A 19,465-nucleotide genomic window follows, 5' to 3' on the forward strand; every position below is an offset into this window, starting at 1 on the left:
AGTAACCCCATGTTGAACGATGTCAAAATCGCATTGTCCCGATCCTCGGCCACGATTGTCTCGGATACGCTTGGGGCGATTTCCTTGCTTGTACTGCTTTTGGGTGCGCTGCATCTGCCCGGGATGATTTGATCCCACACAGTTTCTGCCTGCGGATGGTCTGATCCAGCATCATGTCCCAACGAAGCCTTCTGTCCCGAAGCCTTCACGATGCATTCGACGGAGTACCGCCCGTCACCTGCCTGTCGGAATGTTTGCCTCTTCCCGACGCCAATTGGATGACCTGAACCGCATCACTTCCGCCGCCTCCCTGCCAGGAGCGCGGCGGTTTTTTTATGCTTTGGCTTTTGCGTCGTCGAACGCCTCAATCGTAGCGTCAAAGCCCAGAAGGATCGATGCATGGCGGTTTTTGAACTCGCGCGCGGGCTGCAGAACCTCGTAGCCGTCGAAGGGGGAAGACGGCACGGGACCTGCATCTTTCAGCATAGCTGTCAGTTCAGTGCGGCCACGCTCCAAGGTTGGACGGTCCAAGCCGATGATTACTTTGCCCAAGATCGACGCAGATGCCTGTCCCAGCGCACAGGCTTTGACGTTCTGCGAAAAGCCCGAGATGCGGTCATCGTCGAGGGACACCGACGCCGTCACAGTCGACCCGCACAATGGTGAGCGCACTTTGGCCTCACCCTGAGGCGCGTCCAGCGGGGCTTGGTGCGGGATGGACGCCGCCAAGGACAGGATCTGCTTTGAATAAAGCTTGATCAGGTCAGTATCGCTCATGTCCGGGCCTTTCGTCGGGCGTTGATCCGCTCTACATAGAAGCGCAGTACCGGAAAGAAAAGGACGGGCCATGAAGTTTGATGCGAGCAAGCTGAAGTTTGACGACAAGGGCCTGATCCCGGCCATCGCGCAGGATGACGAAACCGGCGAGGTTTTGATGATGGCGTGGATGAACCTTGAGGCAGTGGAGATGACGCTTGAGACGCGTCGTGTCACCTATTGGTCGCGTTCGCGTCAATCTTTCTGGATCAAGGGCGAGACCTCGGGCCATGTGCAGGAGCTGGTGGATTTCCGGTTCGACTGTGACAAGGATTGCTTGCTGGTGCGGATCCGTCAGACGGGTGCGGCCTGTCACACTAACCGGCGGACCTGTTTCTATACGGCTGTGCGGGACGGGGAAGAAGTCGAGCTGATGGCGCCGATGACCTGATGTCGCGCCGGGGATTTTGCACCCCCAGACCCCCGCAGGATATTTTAGGTAAGAAAATGAAGGGTTAGAGCCCGACCATTCGGCGGATGTCGTCGGGGGTTCTACCCTCGGCGCGATAGGTTGCAATGGCGCGGGCGTCGTCCCGTTTGGCAAGGCGCTTGCCGTTTTCATCACGGATCAAGCGATGGTGGTGGTAGATCGGCGTGGGTAGGCCCAAAAGGTTTTGCAGCAGGACGTGGATTTGCGTCGCGGGTTGGATGTCTTTGCCGCGCACCACATGGGAGATGCCTTGGGCTGCATCGTCCAGCACGACGGATAGGTGGTAGGAGCCCAGGAAATCTCGACGCGACAGGACGATGTCTCCGACCTCCTGTACAAAGTTGCGGGCTGGTGAGCAGAGGGTTTCATCTTGCCCTGATGATTGCTCGGTGTAGCAGAACTCTGATTGGTTCGCGGTGCTGAGCGCGTCCTGCATGTCCAAGCGAAGGGCTTCTCCTTCTGGGAAGCTTTGGCTTCGGTCGGTCCTCGCGCGGCAGGTGCCCGGATAGATCAGCCCATCAGGACCGAAAGCGGGTTCCGTGCCTTCTTGCGGGGCACTGGCGGCGGCGGTGATGTCGCGGCGGGTGCAAGAGCAGGGAAACAGCAAACCACGGCCCCAGAGGGCGCGTAATGTCTTCTTGTATACTGACAGCCGGTCTGACTGGCGCGTTGGGGCCTCGTCCCAAGTGATGCCCAGCCAAGTCAGATCGTCATAGATTTGCTCTTCCCATTCTGGGCGGGAGCGGGTGCGGTCGATGTCTTCAATACGCAGCAGGTACTTGCCACCTGCGGCACGTGCCATGTCATGGGCCAGAAGCGCGGAATAGGCGTGGCCCAGATGCAAAGGGCCGGTAGGGCTGGGCGCAAATCTGGTTATGAAATCAGTCATTTGCGCGCAGTCCTTACGAGAAGTTCGCCAGCCAGTCCGACCACTCTTCTTTGGCGCGGTCGGTATAGGCTTTGTAACGATCCTTGCGTCCGCGACGTCCGCCTTTCAGCCCGTCGACAGGGCGGAACAAGCCGAAATTCACGTTCATCGGCTGGAAAGTCTTGGCTTCGGCGCCGCCGGTGATGTGGTGGATCAGCGCGCCCATAGCGGTGTCTTGCGGCACGGTGGGCAGGTCGTGCCCTAGGATCTCGGCTGCCGCCAGACGTCCGGCGAGCAGACCCATAGCTGCGCTTTCCACATAGCCTTCAACCCCGGTAACCTGCCCTGCAAAACGCAAATTCGGACGTGACTTCAGGCGCATCTGGTTATCCAGAAGTGTGGGTGAGTTCATAAACGTGTTGCGGTGGATGCCGCCCAAGCGCGCAAAAGAGGCGTCCTCCAGGCCGGGGATCATTTTGAACACCTCAGCCTGCGCGCCGTATTTCATCTTGGTCTGGAAGCCTACGATGTTGAACAGCGTCCCCAAAGCGTTGTCGCGGCGCAACTGCACCACAGCATAGGGTTTGTTTTCTGGGTCATGATCGTTGGTCAGGCCGACCGGCTTCATCGGACCAAAACGCAAGGTCTCGCGGCCGCGTTCGGCCATCACCTCGATCGGCAGGCAGCCGTCGAAATAGGTGGCGGTTTCACCCTCGTGAAACTCGGTCTTGTCGGCGGCCAGAAGCGCGTCGATGAAGGCTTCGTACTGGTCCTTGGTCATCGGGCAGTTCAGATAGGCTTTGCGTTCTTCCTCGGTCTCGCCTTTGTCATAACGGGACTGTGCCCATGCCACATCCATATTGATCGTATCGGCATAGACGATGGGGGCGATGGCGTCGAAAAAGGCCAACCGATCGGTGCCGGTTTCACGGGCAATCGCCTCGCCCAAGGCGGGAGAGGTCAGAGGACCGGTTGCAAAGATCCAGTTACCGTCAGTCGGCAAATCAGACACTTCGCCATATTCCACGCGGATATTGTCACGGGCGCGCAGTTTCTCGGTCACAGCGGCGCTGAAGGCGTCGCGGTCAACGGCCAGCGCGCCGCCAGCAGGCAGGCGGTTCTGGTCGGCCATCTGCATGATCAACCCGCCGGCTTCGCGCATCTCCCAATGCAGAAGTCCAACAGCGTTCTGTTCATCATCATCCGACCGGAACGAATTCGAGCACACCATCTCCGCAAAATCGCCAGTTTGGTGGGCGAATGTTTCAACCTGTGGACGCATCTCGTGCAAAACCACGTCCACACCCATATGCGAGGCCTGCCAGGCCGCTTCCGATCCGGCCATTCCGCCGCCAACGATATGTAAAGTCTTGTCTGTCATGCCCCGCAGATAGGGCATCATCCGGAAAAAGAAAAGCCCGCCATGGGGAATGGCGAGCTTTTCCGGGTGAGGGGAAATTCACCCGTGCCCCGGTAATCGGGGACGCCCTTCCTGATCTTTGGGGTGGGGTGGATCAGAAAGGATTTGCTTCAGAACAGATCGAGGGTTTCAAGATTGCGGAAAGGCAATCAAACACCCGTATTCTGGTCGAATGTGAAGTTGTTCGTTGGTCTTGGTTGGCGCGTTAGAGTTGAAGTCAATATATGGGCAAATGGGGCAAAAATATGAAAATGAGTGGCGGAATTGTGAGGTAAAACAATTTGTGGCAGATTATTTACGCCAGCATACATCCAATAGAGGTGATGCTTTATGTCTTGGCAGGTTGCATCAAATCCCACGGATTTCCGTGTAGATCTTCGAAGACAACGACCTTCCCATAGGGCTCGTTACGCGGGGATTCGCGAAATACCACGCTGGCGCTTTGCATCCGTGCAATCATTCCGTCGAAATCATCCGTAAACAGGAAATGCCCCACGCGTCCGCCCGCTTGACGCCCAATGCTGTCGGCCTGATTTCCAATGGCTTTCGCAATCAGAAATGCTGTCTCTGACTTGGGATAGGGGGCCATGCGCACCCACCGTTTGCCCCCGCCCATGTCGGAATCTTCCAGCAATACAAAGCCAAGTGCGGTCTGGAACCACGCGATGGCCTTGTCATAGTCGTCGGTCAGAAAGGTGACGAGTGCGAGGCAGTTGGTCATGAGAAAGGTCCAGTTGTGCAGTCCGGTGTTAGTACGATAGAACCTGCATTATAGGGACAGTCGATGAAAAAACAGCGCCGCAATACATGCGACGCTGTAGATTACATCAGTCAGGTATCCGATTACTCGGTGGTATCAGCATCTTCATCCTCGTCCGAGGATTCGACAATCCGCGCAACCGATACGACCACTTCGCCTTTACCAGTGTTGAAGACCTTCACACCGCCCGCACTACGCGACCGGAAGCTGATCCCGTTTACGGGGCAGCGGATCGACTGGCCTTTCGAGGTTGCCAGCATAATCTGATCAGCGATCTCGATCGGGAAGCAGGCCACAATGTCGCCGCCTTTCATGGCGCCCACACCCTGACCACCACGGCCGCTGACGCGGTAATCATGGCTGGATGTCAGGTTGCCGATGCCGCCTTTGTTGATCGTGACCAGCAGGTCATTGGCGGTCAGCATGTCCTGATAGCGATCCTCGCCCAGATCTCCGGACGCTTCTTCGCCGGCCTCGTCGTCGGAGTCGCTGCCAAATTCGGCGCGGAAGCGCTTGATAAAGGCGTTTCGTTCGTCCGGGGTGGCATCGAAGTGGCTGATGACCGAGGCCGAGACGACCTCGTCTCCTTCATTCACCAGTTTGATGCCGCGTACACCAGTTGATGAGCGCGAGTTGAACACACGGACATCTGTGACTGGGAAGCGGATGGCCCGCCCGCCAGAGGTCACCAGCATCACGTCGTCATTTTCGTCGCAAATACGAGCGTTGATCAGGCGGGTGCCTTCATCGTCGCCTTCGAATTTCATCGCGATCTTACCGTTCGACTTCACATTGGTGAAATCCGACAGGCGGTTACGACGGACCGAGCCTTTGGACGTGGCAAACACGATTTGAAGGTCGTCCCATTCTTTCTCGTCGCGATCCACGGGCAGAATGGCGGCAATCGACACGCCGGTCGGGATCGGCAGGATGTTCACCAGCGGCTTACCCTTGGCGGTCCGGCCCCCTTGGGGGAGGCGCCAGGTTTTCAGCTTGTAGGCCATGCCGTCATCGGTGAAGAACAGCAGTTGAGTATGCGTATTGGCGACGAACAGCGTGGTAATCACGTCTTCGTCTTTGGTCTGCATACCCGACAGCCCTTTGCCGCCACGCTTTTGCGCGCGGAAATCGGCAAGCGGCGTACGTTTGGCCCAGCCCGAGGCGGTGATGGTCACCACCATATCCTCGCGCTCGATCAGATCTTCGTCGTCCATATCGCCCGACCAGTCCACGATCTGAGTGCGGCGCGGTACTGCGAAGGCGTCTTTTACCTCGACCAATTCGTCCGAGATGATGGACATAATCCGCTCACGCGATCGCAGAATATCCAAGTAATCCCGGATCTTTGCGGCAAGTTCTTGAAGTTCATCTGTGACTTCTTTCACACCCATGGCGGTCAGACGTTGCAGGCGCAGTTCCAAAATGGCGCGGGCCTGTGTCTCGGACAGGTTATAGGTGCCGTCCTCGTTCATCTTGTGGGTCGGATCGTCAATCAACTGGATGTATTCCGCGATGTCATGGGCCGGCCAGCGACGGGACATCAGTTTTGCGCGCGCATCCGCGGGGTCGGCCGATGATCTGATCGTCGCGACGACTTCGTCCACGTTGGAAACGGCTACTGCCAGGCCGCAGAGGACATGGCTGCGTTCGCGTGCTTTGCGCAGATCATATGCCGTGCGGCGTGTCACAACTTCCTCGCGGAAGGTGATGAAATGGCTCAGGAAATCGCGCAGCGTCAGTTGTTCAGGACGACCACCATTCAGTGCAAGCATGTTGCACCCGAACGAGGTTTGCATCTGGGTGTGGCGGAACAGCTGGTTCAAGACGACTTCTGGCGTCGCATCGCGTTTCAGCTCGACGACAACACGAACCCCAATCCGGTCGCTTTCGTCCTGCACGGCCGAAATGCCTTCGAGCTTTTTGTCGCGCACGCCCTCGGCGATGCGCTCTACCAAGGTGGCTTTGTTTACCTGATAGGGGATCTCGTCCAGAACGATCGCATAGCGGTCTTTACGGATTTCTTCGATCCGCGTCTTGGCGCGCATGATGACGCTGCCACGGCCTTCAAGATAGGCTTTGCGCGCACCAGTCCGGCCCAACATGATCCCGCCAGTGGGGAAATCGGGGCCGGGGACGTATTCCATCAGCCCTTCCGAGGTCAGATCCGGATCCTCGATCAATGCCAAAGTCGCCTCAATCACCTCGCCCAGGTTATGCGGCGGGATGTTCGTGGCCATACCGACCGCGATCCCACCAGCGCCGTTGACCAGCATGTTGGGGAAGCGGGCGGGCAGGACGGTCGGCTCAAGGTCTTTGCCGTCATAGTTGTCCTGAAAATTAACCGTGTCTTTTTCAATGTCTGCCAGCAGTGAGGCAGCAGGCTTATCCATCCGCACTTCGGTGTAACGCATGGCCGCCGGGTTATCGCCGTCCATCGAGCCAAAGTTACCCTGACCATCCAGAAGCGGCAGCGACATGGAGAATGGCTGCGCCATCCGAACAAGCGCGTCATAGATGGCTGAGTCACCGTGCGGGTGATACTTACCCATCGTGTCGCCGACCGGACGGGCCGACTTGCGATAGGGTTTGTCGTGACCGTTATTGGTCTCGTACATCGCATACAAGATGCGGCGGTGTACCGGCTTCAGACCGTCGCGCAGATCCGGGATGGCGCGGCTCACGATCACGCTCATTGCGTAGTCGAGATACGAGCTTTTCATTTCCTCTTCGATGGAAATCTGGGGGCCGTCATAGACGGGGCGCTGGGGCATGTCGTCCATGTTTTCCGGGGTATCAGGGGTATCTGTCACGTTGTCCGCCGTTTTGGTGCGTTTCACACTATATATAGGTCACGCCACCTTAGCAGAACGCCTGATCTGGGGGCAACCAAAAGGGGCTGCCTGATGCGTTCTGAGGGCAGTTTTTTGCGTAATTTCTCGCCCTTTGGCCCCTTGGCTTTCCCCGCGGCTAAGGCCATTATCGCGCAAACGCGAAACGGAGATCCAGATGTCCAAGCCCCGTAGCATTTTCGAGGAAGTCAGCGACGCCACACCCGAGGTGCGCGATGTTCCAAAGACCGGCGCAATCGAGCGTGGATCGGGCGGCGGCGGCGCGCGTGGAGCCATTCGTGTTTGGCTAATGATCCTGTTCGCAATGGTGGCCGTCATGGTCGTCGTGGGCGGTCTGACACGTTTGACCGATTCTGGTCTGTCGATCACGGAATGGGCGCCGATCACCGGGGCGATGCCTCCGATGGATCAGGCCGCGTGGGAAGCCGAGTTCGCCAAGTATCAGGAAATCCCCGAGTTCAAGCTGCAAAACAGCCATATGGATCTTGAGGCGTTCAAATCAATCTATTGGTGGGAATGGGGCCACCGCCAGCTGGGGCGTTTCATTGGTCTTGTCTGGGCGGTTGGGTTCTTCGGTTTTCTGGCCGCTCGCAAGATCCCAAATGGCTGGACAGGCCGCTTGTTGTTTCTGGGCGCGCTTGGCGGGCTTCAAGGGGCGATTGGCTGGTGGATGGTGTCCTCGGGTCTGACGGGGGACCGCGTGGATGTGGCCTCGTACCGTTTGGCGGTGCATCTGGGGCTAGCTTTCATCATCTTGGGCTTCATTTCATGGTACGTGCTGCTTTTGGGCCGGAAAGAGGCCAGCCTGATGGCTGCCCGCCGCCTGCGCGAGCGTAAGCTGTTTGGCATGGGCACCGGGCTGTTACATCTGGCCTTCCTGCAAATCCTGCTGGGGGCTTTGGTGGCCGGTATCGATGCCGGGCGGTCTTTTGTGGATTGGCCGTGGATGGGCGATCAGTTCTTCCCACCCGAGGCATTCGACATCACACCGATCTGGCGCAACTTCTTTGAAAATGCCGGCCTTGTGCAATTCATGCACCGGATTGTGGGCTATGTGCTTGTCATCTTTGCCGTCGTCGTTTGGCGCGTCTCGCGTAAGTCGGGCAACCAGATGGTGCGTACGGGCTTTACCTTGGCCTGCTTGATGATTGGCGCGCAGGCGGTTCTTGGTATTACAACTGTTCTGCAGGCCTCGCCCTTGCATGTAGCGCTCACCCACCAGATCGGCGCGATGCTGGTTTGGGTTTTGGTCCTGAACGCCCGTTTCCTTGCGGGCTATCCAACTGAACAAAGCATCCGGAGCTGATCATGAGCGCCTTTGACGAACTGATGGAATTTGCCCGCGACACTCAAGCTTTGGGCGAGGTTGCAGGACGATTGGGTTGGGATCAGGAAACGGTGATGCCCGAAGGGGCAGGGCCGCAACGTGCTGAAGAAATGGCCGCGCTTGAAAAGGTGCTGCATGGCCGCCGCAACGATCCGCGTATTGGCGATTGGCTGGAGGCTATCGACGAAGGGGCTCTGGACGACGCCGGGCGTGCTCAGATCCGCGAAATCCGCCGTGCGCGCGACCGTGCTGCGAAGGTGCCTGTGGCGCTGGCGGCAGAGCTGGCCCGTGTAACCTCGGCCGCGCAGGGCAAATGGGCCGAAGCGCGGGGGGCAGATGATTTCGCAGCGTTCAGACCGGTTTTGGAAGAGGTCGTCAAACTGCGCCGCGAGGAAGCCAGTGCGCTTGCCGATGGTGGCGATTTGTATGATGCGCTGCTGGACGACTATGAACCGGGCATCACGGGTGGTGACATCCAAACCTTGTTTGATGCGATGCGCCCGCGTTTGGTGACGCTGCGCGACAAGGCGTTGGGGGCCGCTAACCAGCCTGAAATTCTTGTAGGTAACTGGGCCGAAAAGAAGCAGCTGAAACAGTCTACGAAGCTGGCGAAAACCTTTGGCTATGACCTGACCCACGGGCGTATCGACAAGGCGGTGCATCCGTTCAGCTCGGGTTCGGGCCTGGATGTGCGCATCACGACGCGCACCTCGGAAGAGGACCCGTTCAACTGCTTCTATTCCACGATCCACGAGGTCGGGCACGCCTGTTACGAACAAAACATCGACACCGCCTATCTGCTGACGCCCATTGGGCGCGGGGCGTCGATGGGTGTGCATGAAAGCCAATCGCGCATCTATGAGAACCAGATGGGCCGTTCGCGCGCCTTTACTGGATGGTTGTTTGACCAGATGGAAAAGCGGTTCGGAAAGACACCTGCATCAGATGCGGATGCGTTCTATCGGATGGTGAACCGGCTTCAGAAGGGCTTTATCCGCACCGAGGCGGACGAGGTTCAGTACAACTTGCACATTATGCTGCGCTTCGATCTGGAACGTCGCCTGATCGGTGGCCAGCTGGACGTGGCAGATCTTGAGACGGCGTGGAACGAACGGTTTGCAGCCGATTTCGGATACAAGGTCGATAAGGCTTCGAACGGCGTGTTGCAGGATGTGCATTGGTCCGTTGGCCTGTTCGGGTATTTTCCGACCTATGCGCTTGGCAATATCTATGCTGGATGTCTGTATGATGCCCTTCGCGAGGACCTGCCAAAGCTTGACGCAAAGTTGGGGCAGGGGGACGCGACCTATGCGACCGCTTGGTTGACCGACAAGCTGCAACAACATGGAAGTCTGCGTACTCCCCGCGAGACGATCGAGCATGCCACTGGCAAACCTGTCTCGGTCGAGCCGCTGCTTCGCTATCTCGAAGACAAGTTCGAAGGCATCTATTTCCGCTGACACAATCCCGCCAGGGGGGAATGGACTCGATTCTTTACCCTGTTCGCGAGTTATATCCTGCTGCCATGTTTGGAGCAGGTCGGCGGATTTATGCGCGTAGAGGGTGTGTGCGTTTGGTCCCAGTCGCAAAAATGTTGCAGTAAGTGCGCAAGTAACTGTGGATTTGGTCATTGGTTATGTTCATGGTCGAATTTGCCTGAGGGGGGCAACTTTGGTCGCTGACGCCAAGGACACGAATTGTAAATGTTTGTGCCTTTAGTTTCGCGATCGATGGAGGTTCTTGGATGACCACGCTCTCTGGTCTAGGCAATATTCGTATACCTGGACGCAAAATCGTAGGCGCCGCCGTGTTGGCCGCCTTGGCAAGCTTTGCCGCCCCGATTGATGGATTCGCTAGCGGATCTGATTTCCTGAAAGTACGTGGACAGGGGGCCGCTCCTCCTGGTGCGCAACGCCTGTGTTCCACCTATAGCTGGGCTTGCGCACGCGGGACCTCTAGTGGTGTTGTCACTCAGGGGCAAATGCAGGTTGTCCGTACGGTGAACTCGCAGATTAATCGATCGACTCCGGCGATCGAAGACAGCCAACAGTATGGCGAGGCCGAACGCTGGGCTATGCCCACCAGCCGTGGTGGTGATTGCGAAGACTATGCGTTGGCAAAGAAACGAGCATTGATCGGGAAGGGGATCGACCCGCAACGGTTGCTGATCGCGACTGTACTGGACCGCAGCCGTCGCCCACATGCTGTCCTTATCGTGCGCACTGATGAGGGTGATATGGTTCTGGACAACGTTACCAATTCCATTCGGAACTGGCGTGACACACGCTATGTTTTCTTGCGGATGCAGGACCCTAAACGACCATCGCGCTGGGTGAATGTCATTGCAGGTGGTTGACCTGATCTGAAACTGGCTGCTTGAAAAACCAAGCAGACAAACGAAAAGGGCGCACCAATTGGATGCGCCCTTCTTTGTTTAGGCTGAAGGTGGATTAACTGGCGCAGCCCTCGCGAGACGCGGACCTTGCTTTAAGGCCACCACCTTCGACGGATCCGCCGCCGCTGCAACCCTCAGGACCAGGGTTTTCACCTCCTCCAGGAGTGGGGTTCTCACCGCCACCAGGAGTGGGGTTGTCACCGCCAGGAGTTGGATTTTCACCGCCACCGCCGGGTTCTGGATTCGGATTTTCACCGCCACCGCCGCCACCAGTATTCGTAGGTGGTTTAGTGGGCGGGGAAGTTGGAACCTCAAATGGTCCGCCGCCATCTTTGTCGCGATGTAAAATGCGTTCGACAAAGGTTGTCGCCGTCGGAAGTGCGTTCAGTGCGTTGGCAAAGGCCGGGCACTCTTGCGTTACATTTGCCAGAACATTCAGGAACTCGTCCTGACGCTGAATATACCGCAGCATTTGCGACGTTACGACTTTACATTCACAGAGAACCTCGGTTTCAAGCGAAAGCTTCGCCGTCGCCAAATTACAGGTACTCTGAGCTTGTGCGATCTGCGTGGATCCCCCCCAGACCACACCGGCCATTGCAAGCGCGGCCAGCGCTGTCTTACGTTTAAGCATTTTTCACCCCTCTTAAACTTCTGCTTCACAAATTCGTTGGTCAAAAAAAGACACTAACTTTAGCCAAATAATATTTAGTCTGTCACAGATATCTCAAAATGGCCACAATTGAGTGCCAATTGTGTCCGAATTGCGGCTAAGCAACCAAAAGTATGGGGAAAATTCTTGCTGCAGATTGAGGCGTTTGACCTGATGGGGAGAAACGGGAACACGACCTCTATCTGAGATAGGGGATTTTTGATGCAAAACAGGAAGAAAAGACGCGTCTGATTCACTCAGATCGCATCTAGTCCAGTTTCTCGTTTTTCAATAACCGGCGCAGGGCATCACGTCCTCGGGCTTCCGCGCGACGGATGCGCACGGCGGTCATGAATGCCTCTTCCAAAGTGGTGGAAGACGCACCGATGGTTTTCTTAACCTCATCCACCAATGCGTCATTTCCGGTCATCCGCGTGGCATCAAGAACTTCTTGTGCCAACTTGTCGGCGACTTGCTCCAGAAGATCCATGTCGGCCTCAGCGCGTGGTCTCGGTCAGACGACGACGGACATATTCGTCGACATGCGTGATCATCGTATCCATGTGATCATCTTCGAAGAAGTGACCCGACCCTGGAATTTCTTCATGGGTGACGGTGATGCCCTTCTGTTCATGCAGCTTGTTGACCAGCGTATGCGTGTCAGCAGGCGGAGCCACGCGGTCTGCGGTGCCGTTGATGATCAGACCCGAGCTGGGGCAGGGTGCCAGGAAGCTGAAGTCGTACATATTCGCGGGCGGGCTTACCGACACGAAGCCGGTAATTTCTGGGCGGCGCATCAGCAGCTGCATGCCAATCCATGCCCCGAACGAGAACCCGGCAACCCAGCAATGCTTGGCGTTCTGGTTCATCGACTGCAGGTAATCCAACGCCGAGGCTGCATCGGACAGTTCACCGACGCCCTGATCATATTCACCTTGGCTACGGCCGACGCCACGGAAGTTGAAGCGCAGCACGTTGAAGCCCATGTTGTGGAACGCATAGTGCAGGTTATAGACGACCTTGTTGTTCATCGTGCCGCCGAATTGCGGATGCGGATGCAGAATGATGGCGATGGGGGCGTCTTTTTCTTTCTGAGCGTGATAACGGCCTTCAAGTCGGCCCTCGGGGCCTGCAAAAATCACTTCGGGCATCTGGTCTGGGCCTCTTTTTCGTTTGTTTGGGGCAGCAGCGGTCCGGAAACCGGTTTTCTTGACGCTGGCTGACCCGCACCATAATACGGAGTAGGTGATCCGAACGGGGGTTGGCCGCGCTGTCACCAGTCCTAAGTGACCTAGTGGTCGGGGCCGAAAAGGTCAATGTTTTTGCAGGGGGAACGGTATGAAGCTGTCCACAAAAGGCCGATATGCAATGGTTGCGCTGGCGGATCTGGCGATGCAGGACGACGGCGCGCTTCTGTCGCTGACCGATCTGGCCAAACGGCAGGATATTTCCCTTCCCTATCTGGAGCAGCTTTTTGTCAAACTGCGACGCGCAGGGCTGGTGGATAGTGTCCGTGGACCGGGTGGAGGTTACAAGCTGGCCCGTTCGGCATCGGATATTCGCGTTTCCGAAATTCTCGAGGCGGTGGATGAAACCGTTTCGGCCATGCACAAAGGGGCAGGCGCATCCGGCGCGTCCTCGGGCTCGCGTGCGCAATCTATGACCAATCGCCTGTGGGAAGGGCTCTCGGCCCATGTTTATGTGTTCTTGCACCAAACCCGCCTGTCGGATGTGGTGCGGAACGAACTCACCCCATGCCCCGCTGTGCCCACGCTGTTTTCTGTGGTGGACGAAGACTAACCGTCGGGTGGATAGGATGCCCTCGGCGAAGATATCAGTAACAAGAAAATACAAAGGAGGGCGCCGGTGAGCCGCGTCTATCTGGATTGGAACGCCACAACGCCTTTGCGGGCCGAGGCCAAGGCCGCGATGATCGAGGCGATGGAGCTTGTGGGCAACCCGTCTTCGGTTCATGCCGAGGGCCGTGCTGCGAAAGGGCTGATCGAACGTGCGCGCAAGGATCTGGCGGCGGCGCTAGGGGCCGAAGGGGCGGATATCATCTTTACCTCATCGGCAACCGAGGCAGCCGCGCTTGCGCTTGCAGGGCGTGATCTGTCCTGCGCGGGGATCGAACATGATGCTGTTCGGTCATGGTGCAACGAAGAACTGGTGATTGACGGACAAGGTGCCGTGAGTGTTCCAGATCCCGCAGGCAGTACCCTACAGCTTGCCAATTCAGAAACCGGGATCATTCAGAAACTGCCCGCAGGGTTGCTGATGACTGACGCCACGCAGGCCTTTGGTAAAATCCCATTTGCCTTCAATTGGTGCGGGGCAGATATGGCCATCGTATCGGCCCATAAGCTGGGCGGACCAAAAGGCGTAGGTGCCCTGATCGTCAAGCGCGGCACAGAGATAGAAGCGCGGATCAAAGGAGGCGGGCAGGAAATGGGCCGCCGCTCTGGAACCGAGAACGTCATCGGAATCGCAGGTTTTGCAGCCGCTGCAGTCGCCGCTCAGAGAGATTTGGAGGCAGGCACCTGGTCAAAGGTCGAGAAACTTAGAAAGATTCTAGAAAACACCATTGCGGAATCGGCGAATAAGACTATTTTTGTCGGGAAAGACGCGAACAGGCTTCCCAACACATCGTGTATCGTCTCTCCGGGCTGGAAAGGTGAGACACAGGTGATGGTGATGGACCTGGCCGGATTTGCGGTTTCCGCAGGTTCGGCCTGTTCATCTGGGAAGGTAAAAACCAGCGCTGCCTTGGCGGCAATGGGATTTGATCAGGAACACGCGGGATGCGCTTTGCGCGTCTCGCTTGGACCTTTGACAAGTGAGACGGAAGTCCGGGCTTTTGCACAGGCCTGGCTTCGCGAACATGAGAAATTCCGCACGCGTGGACGTTAGTCCCCTGCGGATTGAAAGGACAAAAAGTGGCCGGTGTGGATGAACTGATCGCCAAGGAAGGCGTTGAAGAGGAAACCGTAGAAGCGGTAAAATCGCTTGCCGGGGCCTATAAATACGGCTGGGAAACCGAGATCGAGATGGAATACGCCCCCAAAGGCGTGAACCCCGATATCGTCCGGCTGATCTCAGACAAGAACGACGAACCCGAGTGGATGACCGAATGGCGTCTCGAGGCGTTCGCGCGCTGGGAAAAGCTGGACGAGCCGAGCTGGGCGCTGCTGAACTATCCGGAAATCGATTTTCAGGACCAGTATTATTATGCCCGTCCCAAGTCGATGGAAGAAAAGCCCAAGTCGCTTGATGATGTAGATCCCAAGCTTCTGGAAACATACAAGAAACTGGGCATTCCGCTGAAAGAGCAGATGATCCTAGCCGGCGTCGAAGGCGCCGAGGATATGCCCGCAGAAGGCCGCAAGGTCGCCGTGGACGCTGTGTTTGACAGTGTGTCGGTCGGCACCACCTTCCAAAAAGAGCTAAAAGAGGCGGGCGTAATTTTCTGCTCGATCTCGGAAGCGATTAAAGAGCATCCGGAGCTGGTGAAAAAGTACCTGGGCTCGGTCGTGCCGGTCTCGGACAACTACTATGCGACGCTGAACTCGGCCGTGTTCTCGGACGGATCGTTCGTTTACATCCCGCCCAACACGCGCTGCCCGATGGAGCTGTCGACCTATTTCCGTATCAACGCGGAAAACACCGGCCAGTTCGAACGTACGCTGATCATCGCCGATAAAGGCAGCTATGTCAGCTATTTGGAAGGCTGTACCGCGCCGCAGCGTGACACCGCCCAGCTGCACGCCGCCGTGGTTGAGATCATCATCGAAGAAGACGCCGAAGTGAAATACTCGACCGTTCAGAACTGGTTCCCCGGTGATGAAAACGGCAAGGGTGGCATCTATAACTTCGTGACGAAGCGTGCGGATTGCCGTGGCGACCGCTCGAAAGTGATGTGGACGCAGGTGGAAACCGGATCAGCGGTGACGTGGAAATACCCGTCCTGCATCCTGCGCGGAGCCGAAAGCCAGGGCGAGTTTTACTCGATCGCGATCACCAACAACTATCAGCAGGCCGATACCGGCACAAAGATGGTGCATCTGGGCCGTGATACGAAATCGCGCATCGTGTCCAAGGGGATCTCGGCGGGTAAGGCGCAGAACACCTATCGTGGTCTTGTGTCGATGCACCCGAAAGCCAAAAACTCTCGCAACTATACGCAGTGTGACAGTTTGCTGATCGGCGACCAGTGCGGGGCGCACACGGTTCCCTATATCGAGGTGAAGAACAACTCATCCCGCGTTGAGCACGAGGCAACCACATCCAAGGTGGACGAAGAACAGATGTTCTATTGCCGCCAGCGGGGCATGGACGAAGAAGAGGCCGTGGCCCTGATCGTCAACGGCTTTGCCAAGGAAGTGCTGCAAGCCCTGCCGATGGAATTTGCCATGGAAGCGCAACAGCTTGTGGCGATCTCGCTTGAAGGGTCGGTTGGATGATCATCACCACGACCCCATCCGTCGAAGGCCAGTCCATTGCAACCTATCACGGCATCGTCACGGGCGAAGCCATTCTGGGCGCCAATATTTTCCGCGATTTGTTTGCGCAGGTGCGCGACATCGTAGGTGGGCGTTCAGGCGCATATGAGGTTGAGCTTGGCAAGGCGCGTCGGACGGCCTTGGCGGAGATGGAAGAACAAGCGACCCAAATGGGCGCCAATGCGGTCGTGGGCGTGGACCTCGACTATGAAGTGATAAACAACATGTTGATGGTGTCGGCCTCGGGCACGGCTGTCACTGTTTCGTAAGGACGAATAAATGCTTAAAATCAACAACCTGCACGTCAAACTTGAAGAAGAAGACAAGCAGATCCTTAAAGGGGTCGACCTAGAGGTGCCTGCCGGCAAAGTGCATGCGATCATGGGGCCGAACGGCTCGGGCAAGTCGACACTGTCGTATGTATTGTCGGGTCGCGACGGCTATGAAGTGACCGAGGGCGATGCGACGCTGGACGGCGAAGAACTGCTGGAAATGGAGCCGGAAGAGCGCGCCGCTGCGGGTCTGTTTCTGGCCTTCCAATACCCGGTCGAGATCCCCGGCGTGGGCAACATGACTTTCCTGCGGACCGCCGTGAATGCACAGCGTAAAGCGCGTGGCGAAGACGAGATGTCGGCCGCCGACTTCCTGAAATTTGTCCGTGCCAAGGCCAAAGATCTGAAAATCGACGCGGATATGCTGAAACGCCCCGTGAACGTGGGCTTCTCGGGCGGTGAGAAGAAGCGTAACGAGATCCTGCAGATGGCGATGCTGGAACCCAAGATGTGCATCTTGGACGAAACGGATTCGGGTCTGGACGTGGACGCGATGAAGCTGGTGTCGGAAGGCGTAAATGCGCTGCGCGATGCGGGACGTTCGTTCCTTGTGATCACCCACTATCAGCGTCTGCTTGACCATATCAAACCTGACGTGGTGCACATCATGGCTGCTGGCCGCATCGTGAAATCGGGTGGTCCCGAGCTGGCACTGGAAGTTGAGCACAACGGCTATGCCGATATCCTGGCGGAGATCGACGCATGAGCACCGCTGTGAAAATGCAGGCAGCTCTGATCAGCGCCGACGCGCGCCCGGCCTCGGGGGCTTGGTTGGCGGATGCACGTGCAGATGCCGCAAGCCGTTTGGCTACGATGGGCCTGCCCACGCGCCGGGATGAGTATTGGAAATGGACCCGCCCCGACAGCCTGATCAGCGCCGTCGCGGACACCGCAGAAGTTCTTGATTATGAAGGTGAAGAGCCGCTCTTTAGCGACATTGATCGCCTGAAGGTCGTGTTTGTTGACGGTGTGTTTAGTGCCGAGGAATCTGATGCGCTGGAAGGCGAAGGGCTTGAGATCGAGCGCCTCGCGGATGCGGCAGCCAAGGACATTCACTGGGCAAAAGATTTGTATGGTGTGCTGGAAACCTGTGGGCAAACCCCCGTCAAGCGCCCCATCGCCGTGCACAACACCGCGATGGCCACCGACGGGGTGGTGATCCGGGTTACGGGCGCAGTCAGCCGTCCTGTTAGCCTGGTGTATCGCCACGAAGATGCCAACTCGGATGCGATTTTGCACAGCGTCATTCGGCTGGAAGACGGGGCCGAGCTGACGTTGCTTGAAAACGGTCCAGCCGCTGCGCGGTTCTCGAGTGTTCTCGAGGTGGATGTCGCCAAAGGCGCGGCCTTCCACCATGTGCGTGCGCAGGGCCGTGATCATGACCGTCAGGCCGTAACGCATATCTTCGCGCGGGTTGATGCAGAAGCGACCTTCAAAAGCTTCACCGTGACGGTGAACGGCAAGCTGACGCGCAATGAATGCGTGATCGATATCATCGGGGACAACGCCGTGGCCCATATTGCTGGCGCGGCGCTTGGTGACGGGGCTGAACACGAATTCCATCACGACGACACGGTTTTCATCACGCATGATGCTGTGGCTTGCGAAAGCCGTCAGGTCTTCAAGAAAGTGCTGAAGAACGGTGCAAAAGGTGTGTTCCAAGGCAAGATCCTTGTGAAACCGGACGCGCAAAAAACGGATGGCTATCAGAAGTCCCAGTCGCTTCTTCTGGATGACGATGCGAGCTTCCAGGCAAAGCCCGAGCTTGAGATCTACGCCGATGACGTGATCTGTTCGCATGGGTCCACCACAGGTGCGATCGACGAAGAGGCACTGTTCTATCTGCGTTCGCGTGGCGTTCCGACGCCGATTGCGACCGATCTTCTGGTGCTGGCGTTCTTGGCCGACGCCATCGAAGAGATCGAGGACGAAGATATCGCTGCTGATGTCACCGGGCGTCTGGACGCCTGGCTAGCACGTCGTCGCGGTTGATCTGAGGGGGGCGTCTGGTGTCGGTCCTGCATGATATGGTTCAGTCCTATCGCAACCCGCGCGCGGTGTTTCGCCGCCGCGTGGGGGACGTCCCGCGTGAAGATCGGGCGCTGGCGGTTCTGATGTTCGCCTGCGCACTGGTCTTCGCCGCCCAAATGCCACGTCTGGCCCGTCAGGCACATGAAACTGGTGAAGAACTGAACATGCTGCTGGGGGCGACCCTGTTGGGATGGCTCTTCATCATGCCCTTGGTGCTTTATGCGCTGGGGACGGTCAGCCATGTCATTGCCCGGATATTTGGCGGCAAAGGAAGCTCATATACTGCGCGTTTCGCGCTGTTTTGGGCACTTCTCTGCGCGGCTCCGATCTGGCTTCTCTGGGGACTTGTGGCTGGCTTTATCGGCCCAGGTGTCCAATTGTCGCTGGTCGGACTTCTGGCTCTTGTGGTGTTTGTGCTGTTCTGGTCTATCAATCTGCGCGAGGCTGAACGTGGTCTCATTGAAACTGGCAAGGCAGATTGATGCAATTTACACCCGGATACCTGTTTGGAATGGCGCTTCAGACCGTGCCAGAGCCGCGCAAGGTCGCGCGTGATCTGTTCAACCTCGGTCTGAGCCGCGAAACCCTGTGGACCGCGCTGCTGCTGATGGTCATATTGGCCACCGGTATAAGCGTTGTGGCCGACATTATTTTCCCGATTGATGCACGGCTTATGGGGCCGGTCTTGTCCAGCCCCATCATATTGGGCGTCGTCGAGGGAGCGTTCATGTTCGGGCTCACCATGGCGATCTATGTGATTGGTCGCTTGATGGGCGGGCAGGGCAGTCTGGAAAACGCGATTATGACCGTGGTCTGGATGGAGTTCGTCTTTCTGGGTTTGCAGGTGTTGACCGTGATCCTGACATTGATCGCACCGGCGATGGCGGCTCTGCTGATCTTTGCCTCGGTCTTTATCTTCTTTTGGGTTTTGACCCATTTCACAGTGGAAAATCATGCGTTCCAGTCGGCTGGGCTCGTCTTTACCTCGATCCTGGTTTTCATGGTTCTGGCTGTGTTTGCTCTGTCCTTTATCTTGGTGCTGCTTGGTGTCGAACCCATCCAATTGCCTGCTCAATGATCGGAATT

Annotated in this window: 21 protein-coding genes; 13 read left to right on the forward strand and 8 right to left on the reverse strand. The window is 57.3% G+C overall.

The window, feature by feature from the left end; translation table 11 throughout:
• Positions 1 to 9 precede the first annotated feature (9 nt).
• A complete protein-coding gene (locus ALP8811_RS16495) occupies positions 10 to 132 on the forward strand; it encodes a hypothetical protein (protein ID WP_281260697.1) in 123 nt (40 codons plus the stop codon).
• A gap of 201 nt (positions 133 to 333) precedes the next feature.
• On the opposite strand, the gene ALP8811_RS06235 is transcribed toward ALP8811_RS16495, so the two are convergent.
• Positions 334 to 777 (reverse strand): iron-sulfur cluster assembly scaffold protein, encoded by a 444-nt coding sequence (locus ALP8811_RS06235; protein ID WP_108856279.1) that lies wholly within the window; start codon positions 775 to 777, stop codon positions 334 to 336.
• A gap of 70 nt (positions 778 to 847) precedes the next feature.
• On the opposite strand from ALP8811_RS06235, the gene hisI reads away from it, so the two are divergent.
• Positions 848 to 1,207 (forward strand): phosphoribosyl-AMP cyclohydrolase, encoded by a 360-nt coding sequence (gene hisI / locus ALP8811_RS06240; RefSeq protein WP_108856280.1) that lies wholly within the window; start codon positions 848 to 850, stop codon positions 1,205 to 1,207.
• A gap of 64 nt (positions 1,208 to 1,271) precedes the next feature.
• Here hisI and gluQRS read toward each other — a convergent pair whose 3' ends face one another.
• The 4 genes from gluQRS to gyrA all read right to left on the reverse strand — a co-directional run bounded on the left by gluQRS (position 1,272) and on the right by gyrA (position 7,104).
• Positions 1,272 to 2,135, reverse strand: coding sequence for a tRNA glutamyl-Q(34) synthetase GluQRS (gene gluQRS / locus ALP8811_RS06245; protein WP_108856281.1), 864 nt, complete (start codon positions 2,133 to 2,135; stop codon positions 1,272 to 1,274).
• A gap of 13 nt (positions 2,136 to 2,148) precedes the next feature.
• Positions 2,149 to 3,495 (reverse strand): methylenetetrahydrofolate--tRNA-(uracil(54)-C(5))-methyltransferase (FADH(2)-oxidizing) TrmFO, encoded by a 1,347-nt coding sequence (gene trmFO / locus ALP8811_RS06250; protein ID WP_108857459.1) that lies wholly within the window; start codon positions 3,493 to 3,495, stop codon positions 2,149 to 2,151.
• A gap of 367 nt (positions 3,496 to 3,862) precedes the next feature.
• On the reverse strand, positions 3,863 to 4,255 hold the full coding sequence (locus ALP8811_RS06255) for a VOC family protein (protein ID WP_108856282.1): 393 nt from the start codon (positions 4,253 to 4,255) through the stop codon (positions 3,863 to 3,865).
• Positions 4,256 to 4,377: 122 nt separating this feature from the next.
• Positions 4,378 to 7,104: a DNA gyrase subunit A gene (gene gyrA / locus ALP8811_RS06260; RefSeq protein WP_181363697.1), complete on the reverse strand. Its 2,727-nt coding sequence runs from the start codon at positions 7,102 to 7,104 to the stop codon at positions 4,378 to 4,380.
• Positions 7,105 to 7,300: 196 nt separating this feature from the next.
• Here gyrA and ctaA point away from each other — a divergent pair, with 196 nt between their 5' ends.
• The 3 genes from ctaA to ALP8811_RS06275 all read left to right on the forward strand — a co-directional run bounded on the left by ctaA (position 7,301) and on the right by ALP8811_RS06275 (position 10,826).
• A complete protein-coding gene (gene ctaA / locus ALP8811_RS06265; RefSeq protein ID WP_108856283.1) occupies positions 7,301 to 8,449 on the forward strand; it encodes a heme A synthase in 1,149 nt (382 codons plus the stop codon).
• 2 nt (positions 8,450 to 8,451) lie between these two features.
• Positions 8,452 to 9,930 (forward strand): carboxypeptidase M32, encoded by a 1,479-nt coding sequence (locus ALP8811_RS06270; protein ID WP_108856284.1) that lies wholly within the window; start codon positions 8,452 to 8,454, stop codon positions 9,928 to 9,930.
• Positions 9,931 to 10,214: 284 nt separating this feature from the next.
• The gene (locus ALP8811_RS06275; protein WP_108856285.1) at positions 10,215 to 10,826 is read left to right on the forward strand and encodes a transglutaminase-like cysteine peptidase; all 612 of its coding nucleotides are present in this window, start codon (positions 10,215 to 10,217) and stop codon (positions 10,824 to 10,826) included.
• Positions 10,827 to 10,920: 94 nt separating this feature from the next.
• On the opposite strand, the gene ALP8811_RS06280 is transcribed toward ALP8811_RS06275, so the two are convergent.
• The 3 genes from ALP8811_RS06280 to ALP8811_RS06290 all read right to left on the reverse strand — a co-directional run bounded on the left by ALP8811_RS06280 (position 10,921) and on the right by ALP8811_RS06290 (position 12,668).
• On the reverse strand, positions 10,921 to 11,499 hold the full coding sequence (locus ALP8811_RS06280; protein ID WP_108856286.1) for a hypothetical protein: 579 nt from the start codon (positions 11,497 to 11,499) through the stop codon (positions 10,921 to 10,923).
• Between the two features lie 286 nt (positions 11,500 to 11,785).
• On the reverse strand, positions 11,786 to 12,007 hold the full coding sequence (locus ALP8811_RS06285) for a hypothetical protein (protein WP_108856287.1): 222 nt from the start codon (positions 12,005 to 12,007) through the stop codon (positions 11,786 to 11,788).
• Between the two features lie 7 nt (positions 12,008 to 12,014).
• Positions 12,015 to 12,668 carry an alpha/beta hydrolase gene (locus ALP8811_RS06290; protein ID WP_108856288.1) on the reverse strand — a complete coding sequence of 218 codons (654 nt, stop codon included), beginning with the start codon at positions 12,666 to 12,668 and terminating at the stop codon, positions 12,015 to 12,017.
• A 187-nt stretch (positions 12,669 to 12,855) separates the two neighbouring features.
• Here ALP8811_RS06290 and iscR point away from each other — a divergent pair, with 187 nt between their 5' ends.
• From iscR to ALP8811_RS06330, 8 genes are all read left to right on the forward strand, one after another.
• Positions 12,856 to 13,317 (forward strand): Fe-S cluster assembly transcriptional regulator IscR, encoded by a 462-nt coding sequence (iscR, locus tag ALP8811_RS06295; RefSeq protein WP_108856289.1) that lies wholly within the window; start codon positions 12,856 to 12,858, stop codon positions 13,315 to 13,317.
• Positions 13,318 to 13,383: 66 nt separating this feature from the next.
• Positions 13,384 to 14,427, forward strand: a complete 1,044-nt coding sequence (locus ALP8811_RS06300; RefSeq protein WP_108856290.1) for a cysteine desulfurase family protein — start codon at positions 13,384 to 13,386, stop codon at positions 14,425 to 14,427.
• Between the two features lie 26 nt (positions 14,428 to 14,453).
• Complete coding sequence (sufB, locus tag ALP8811_RS06305) at positions 14,454 to 15,977, forward strand: Fe-S cluster assembly protein SufB (RefSeq protein WP_108856291.1); 1,524 nt, start codon at positions 14,454 to 14,456, stop codon at positions 15,975 to 15,977.
• Positions 15,974 to 16,285: a heavy metal-binding domain-containing protein gene (locus ALP8811_RS06310; protein ID WP_108856292.1), complete on the forward strand. Its 312-nt coding sequence runs from the start codon at positions 15,974 to 15,976 to the stop codon at positions 16,283 to 16,285. The genes sufB and ALP8811_RS06310 overlap by 4 nt, the downstream gene beginning before the upstream one ends.
• A 10-nt stretch (positions 16,286 to 16,295) precedes the next feature.
• The gene (sufC, locus tag ALP8811_RS06315) at positions 16,296 to 17,054 is read left to right on the forward strand and encodes a Fe-S cluster assembly ATPase SufC (RefSeq protein WP_108856293.1); all 759 of its coding nucleotides are present in this window, start codon (positions 16,296 to 16,298) and stop codon (positions 17,052 to 17,054) included.
• Complete coding sequence (gene sufD / locus ALP8811_RS06320; RefSeq protein ID WP_108856294.1) at positions 17,051 to 18,340, forward strand: Fe-S cluster assembly protein SufD; 1,290 nt, start codon at positions 17,051 to 17,053, stop codon at positions 18,338 to 18,340. Before sufC ends, sufD begins: the two co-directional genes overlap by 4 nt.
• A 17-nt stretch (positions 18,341 to 18,357) precedes the next feature.
• Positions 18,358 to 18,861: a YIP1 family protein gene (locus ALP8811_RS06325; RefSeq protein ID WP_181363698.1), complete on the forward strand. Its 504-nt coding sequence runs from the start codon at positions 18,358 to 18,360 to the stop codon at positions 18,859 to 18,861.
• Positions 18,861 to 19,457, forward strand: coding sequence for a YIP1 family protein (locus tag ALP8811_RS06330; protein WP_108856295.1), 597 nt, complete (start codon positions 18,861 to 18,863; stop codon positions 19,455 to 19,457). The genes ALP8811_RS06325 and ALP8811_RS06330 overlap by 1 nt, the downstream gene beginning before the upstream one ends.
• Positions 19,458 to 19,465: the final 8 nt, after the last annotated feature.

The organism is Aliiroseovarius pelagivivens (assembly GCF_900302485.1).
In the GTDB taxonomy this organism is placed as follows: Bacteria; Pseudomonadota; Alphaproteobacteria; order Rhodobacterales; family Rhodobacteraceae; genus Aliiroseovarius; species Aliiroseovarius pelagivivens.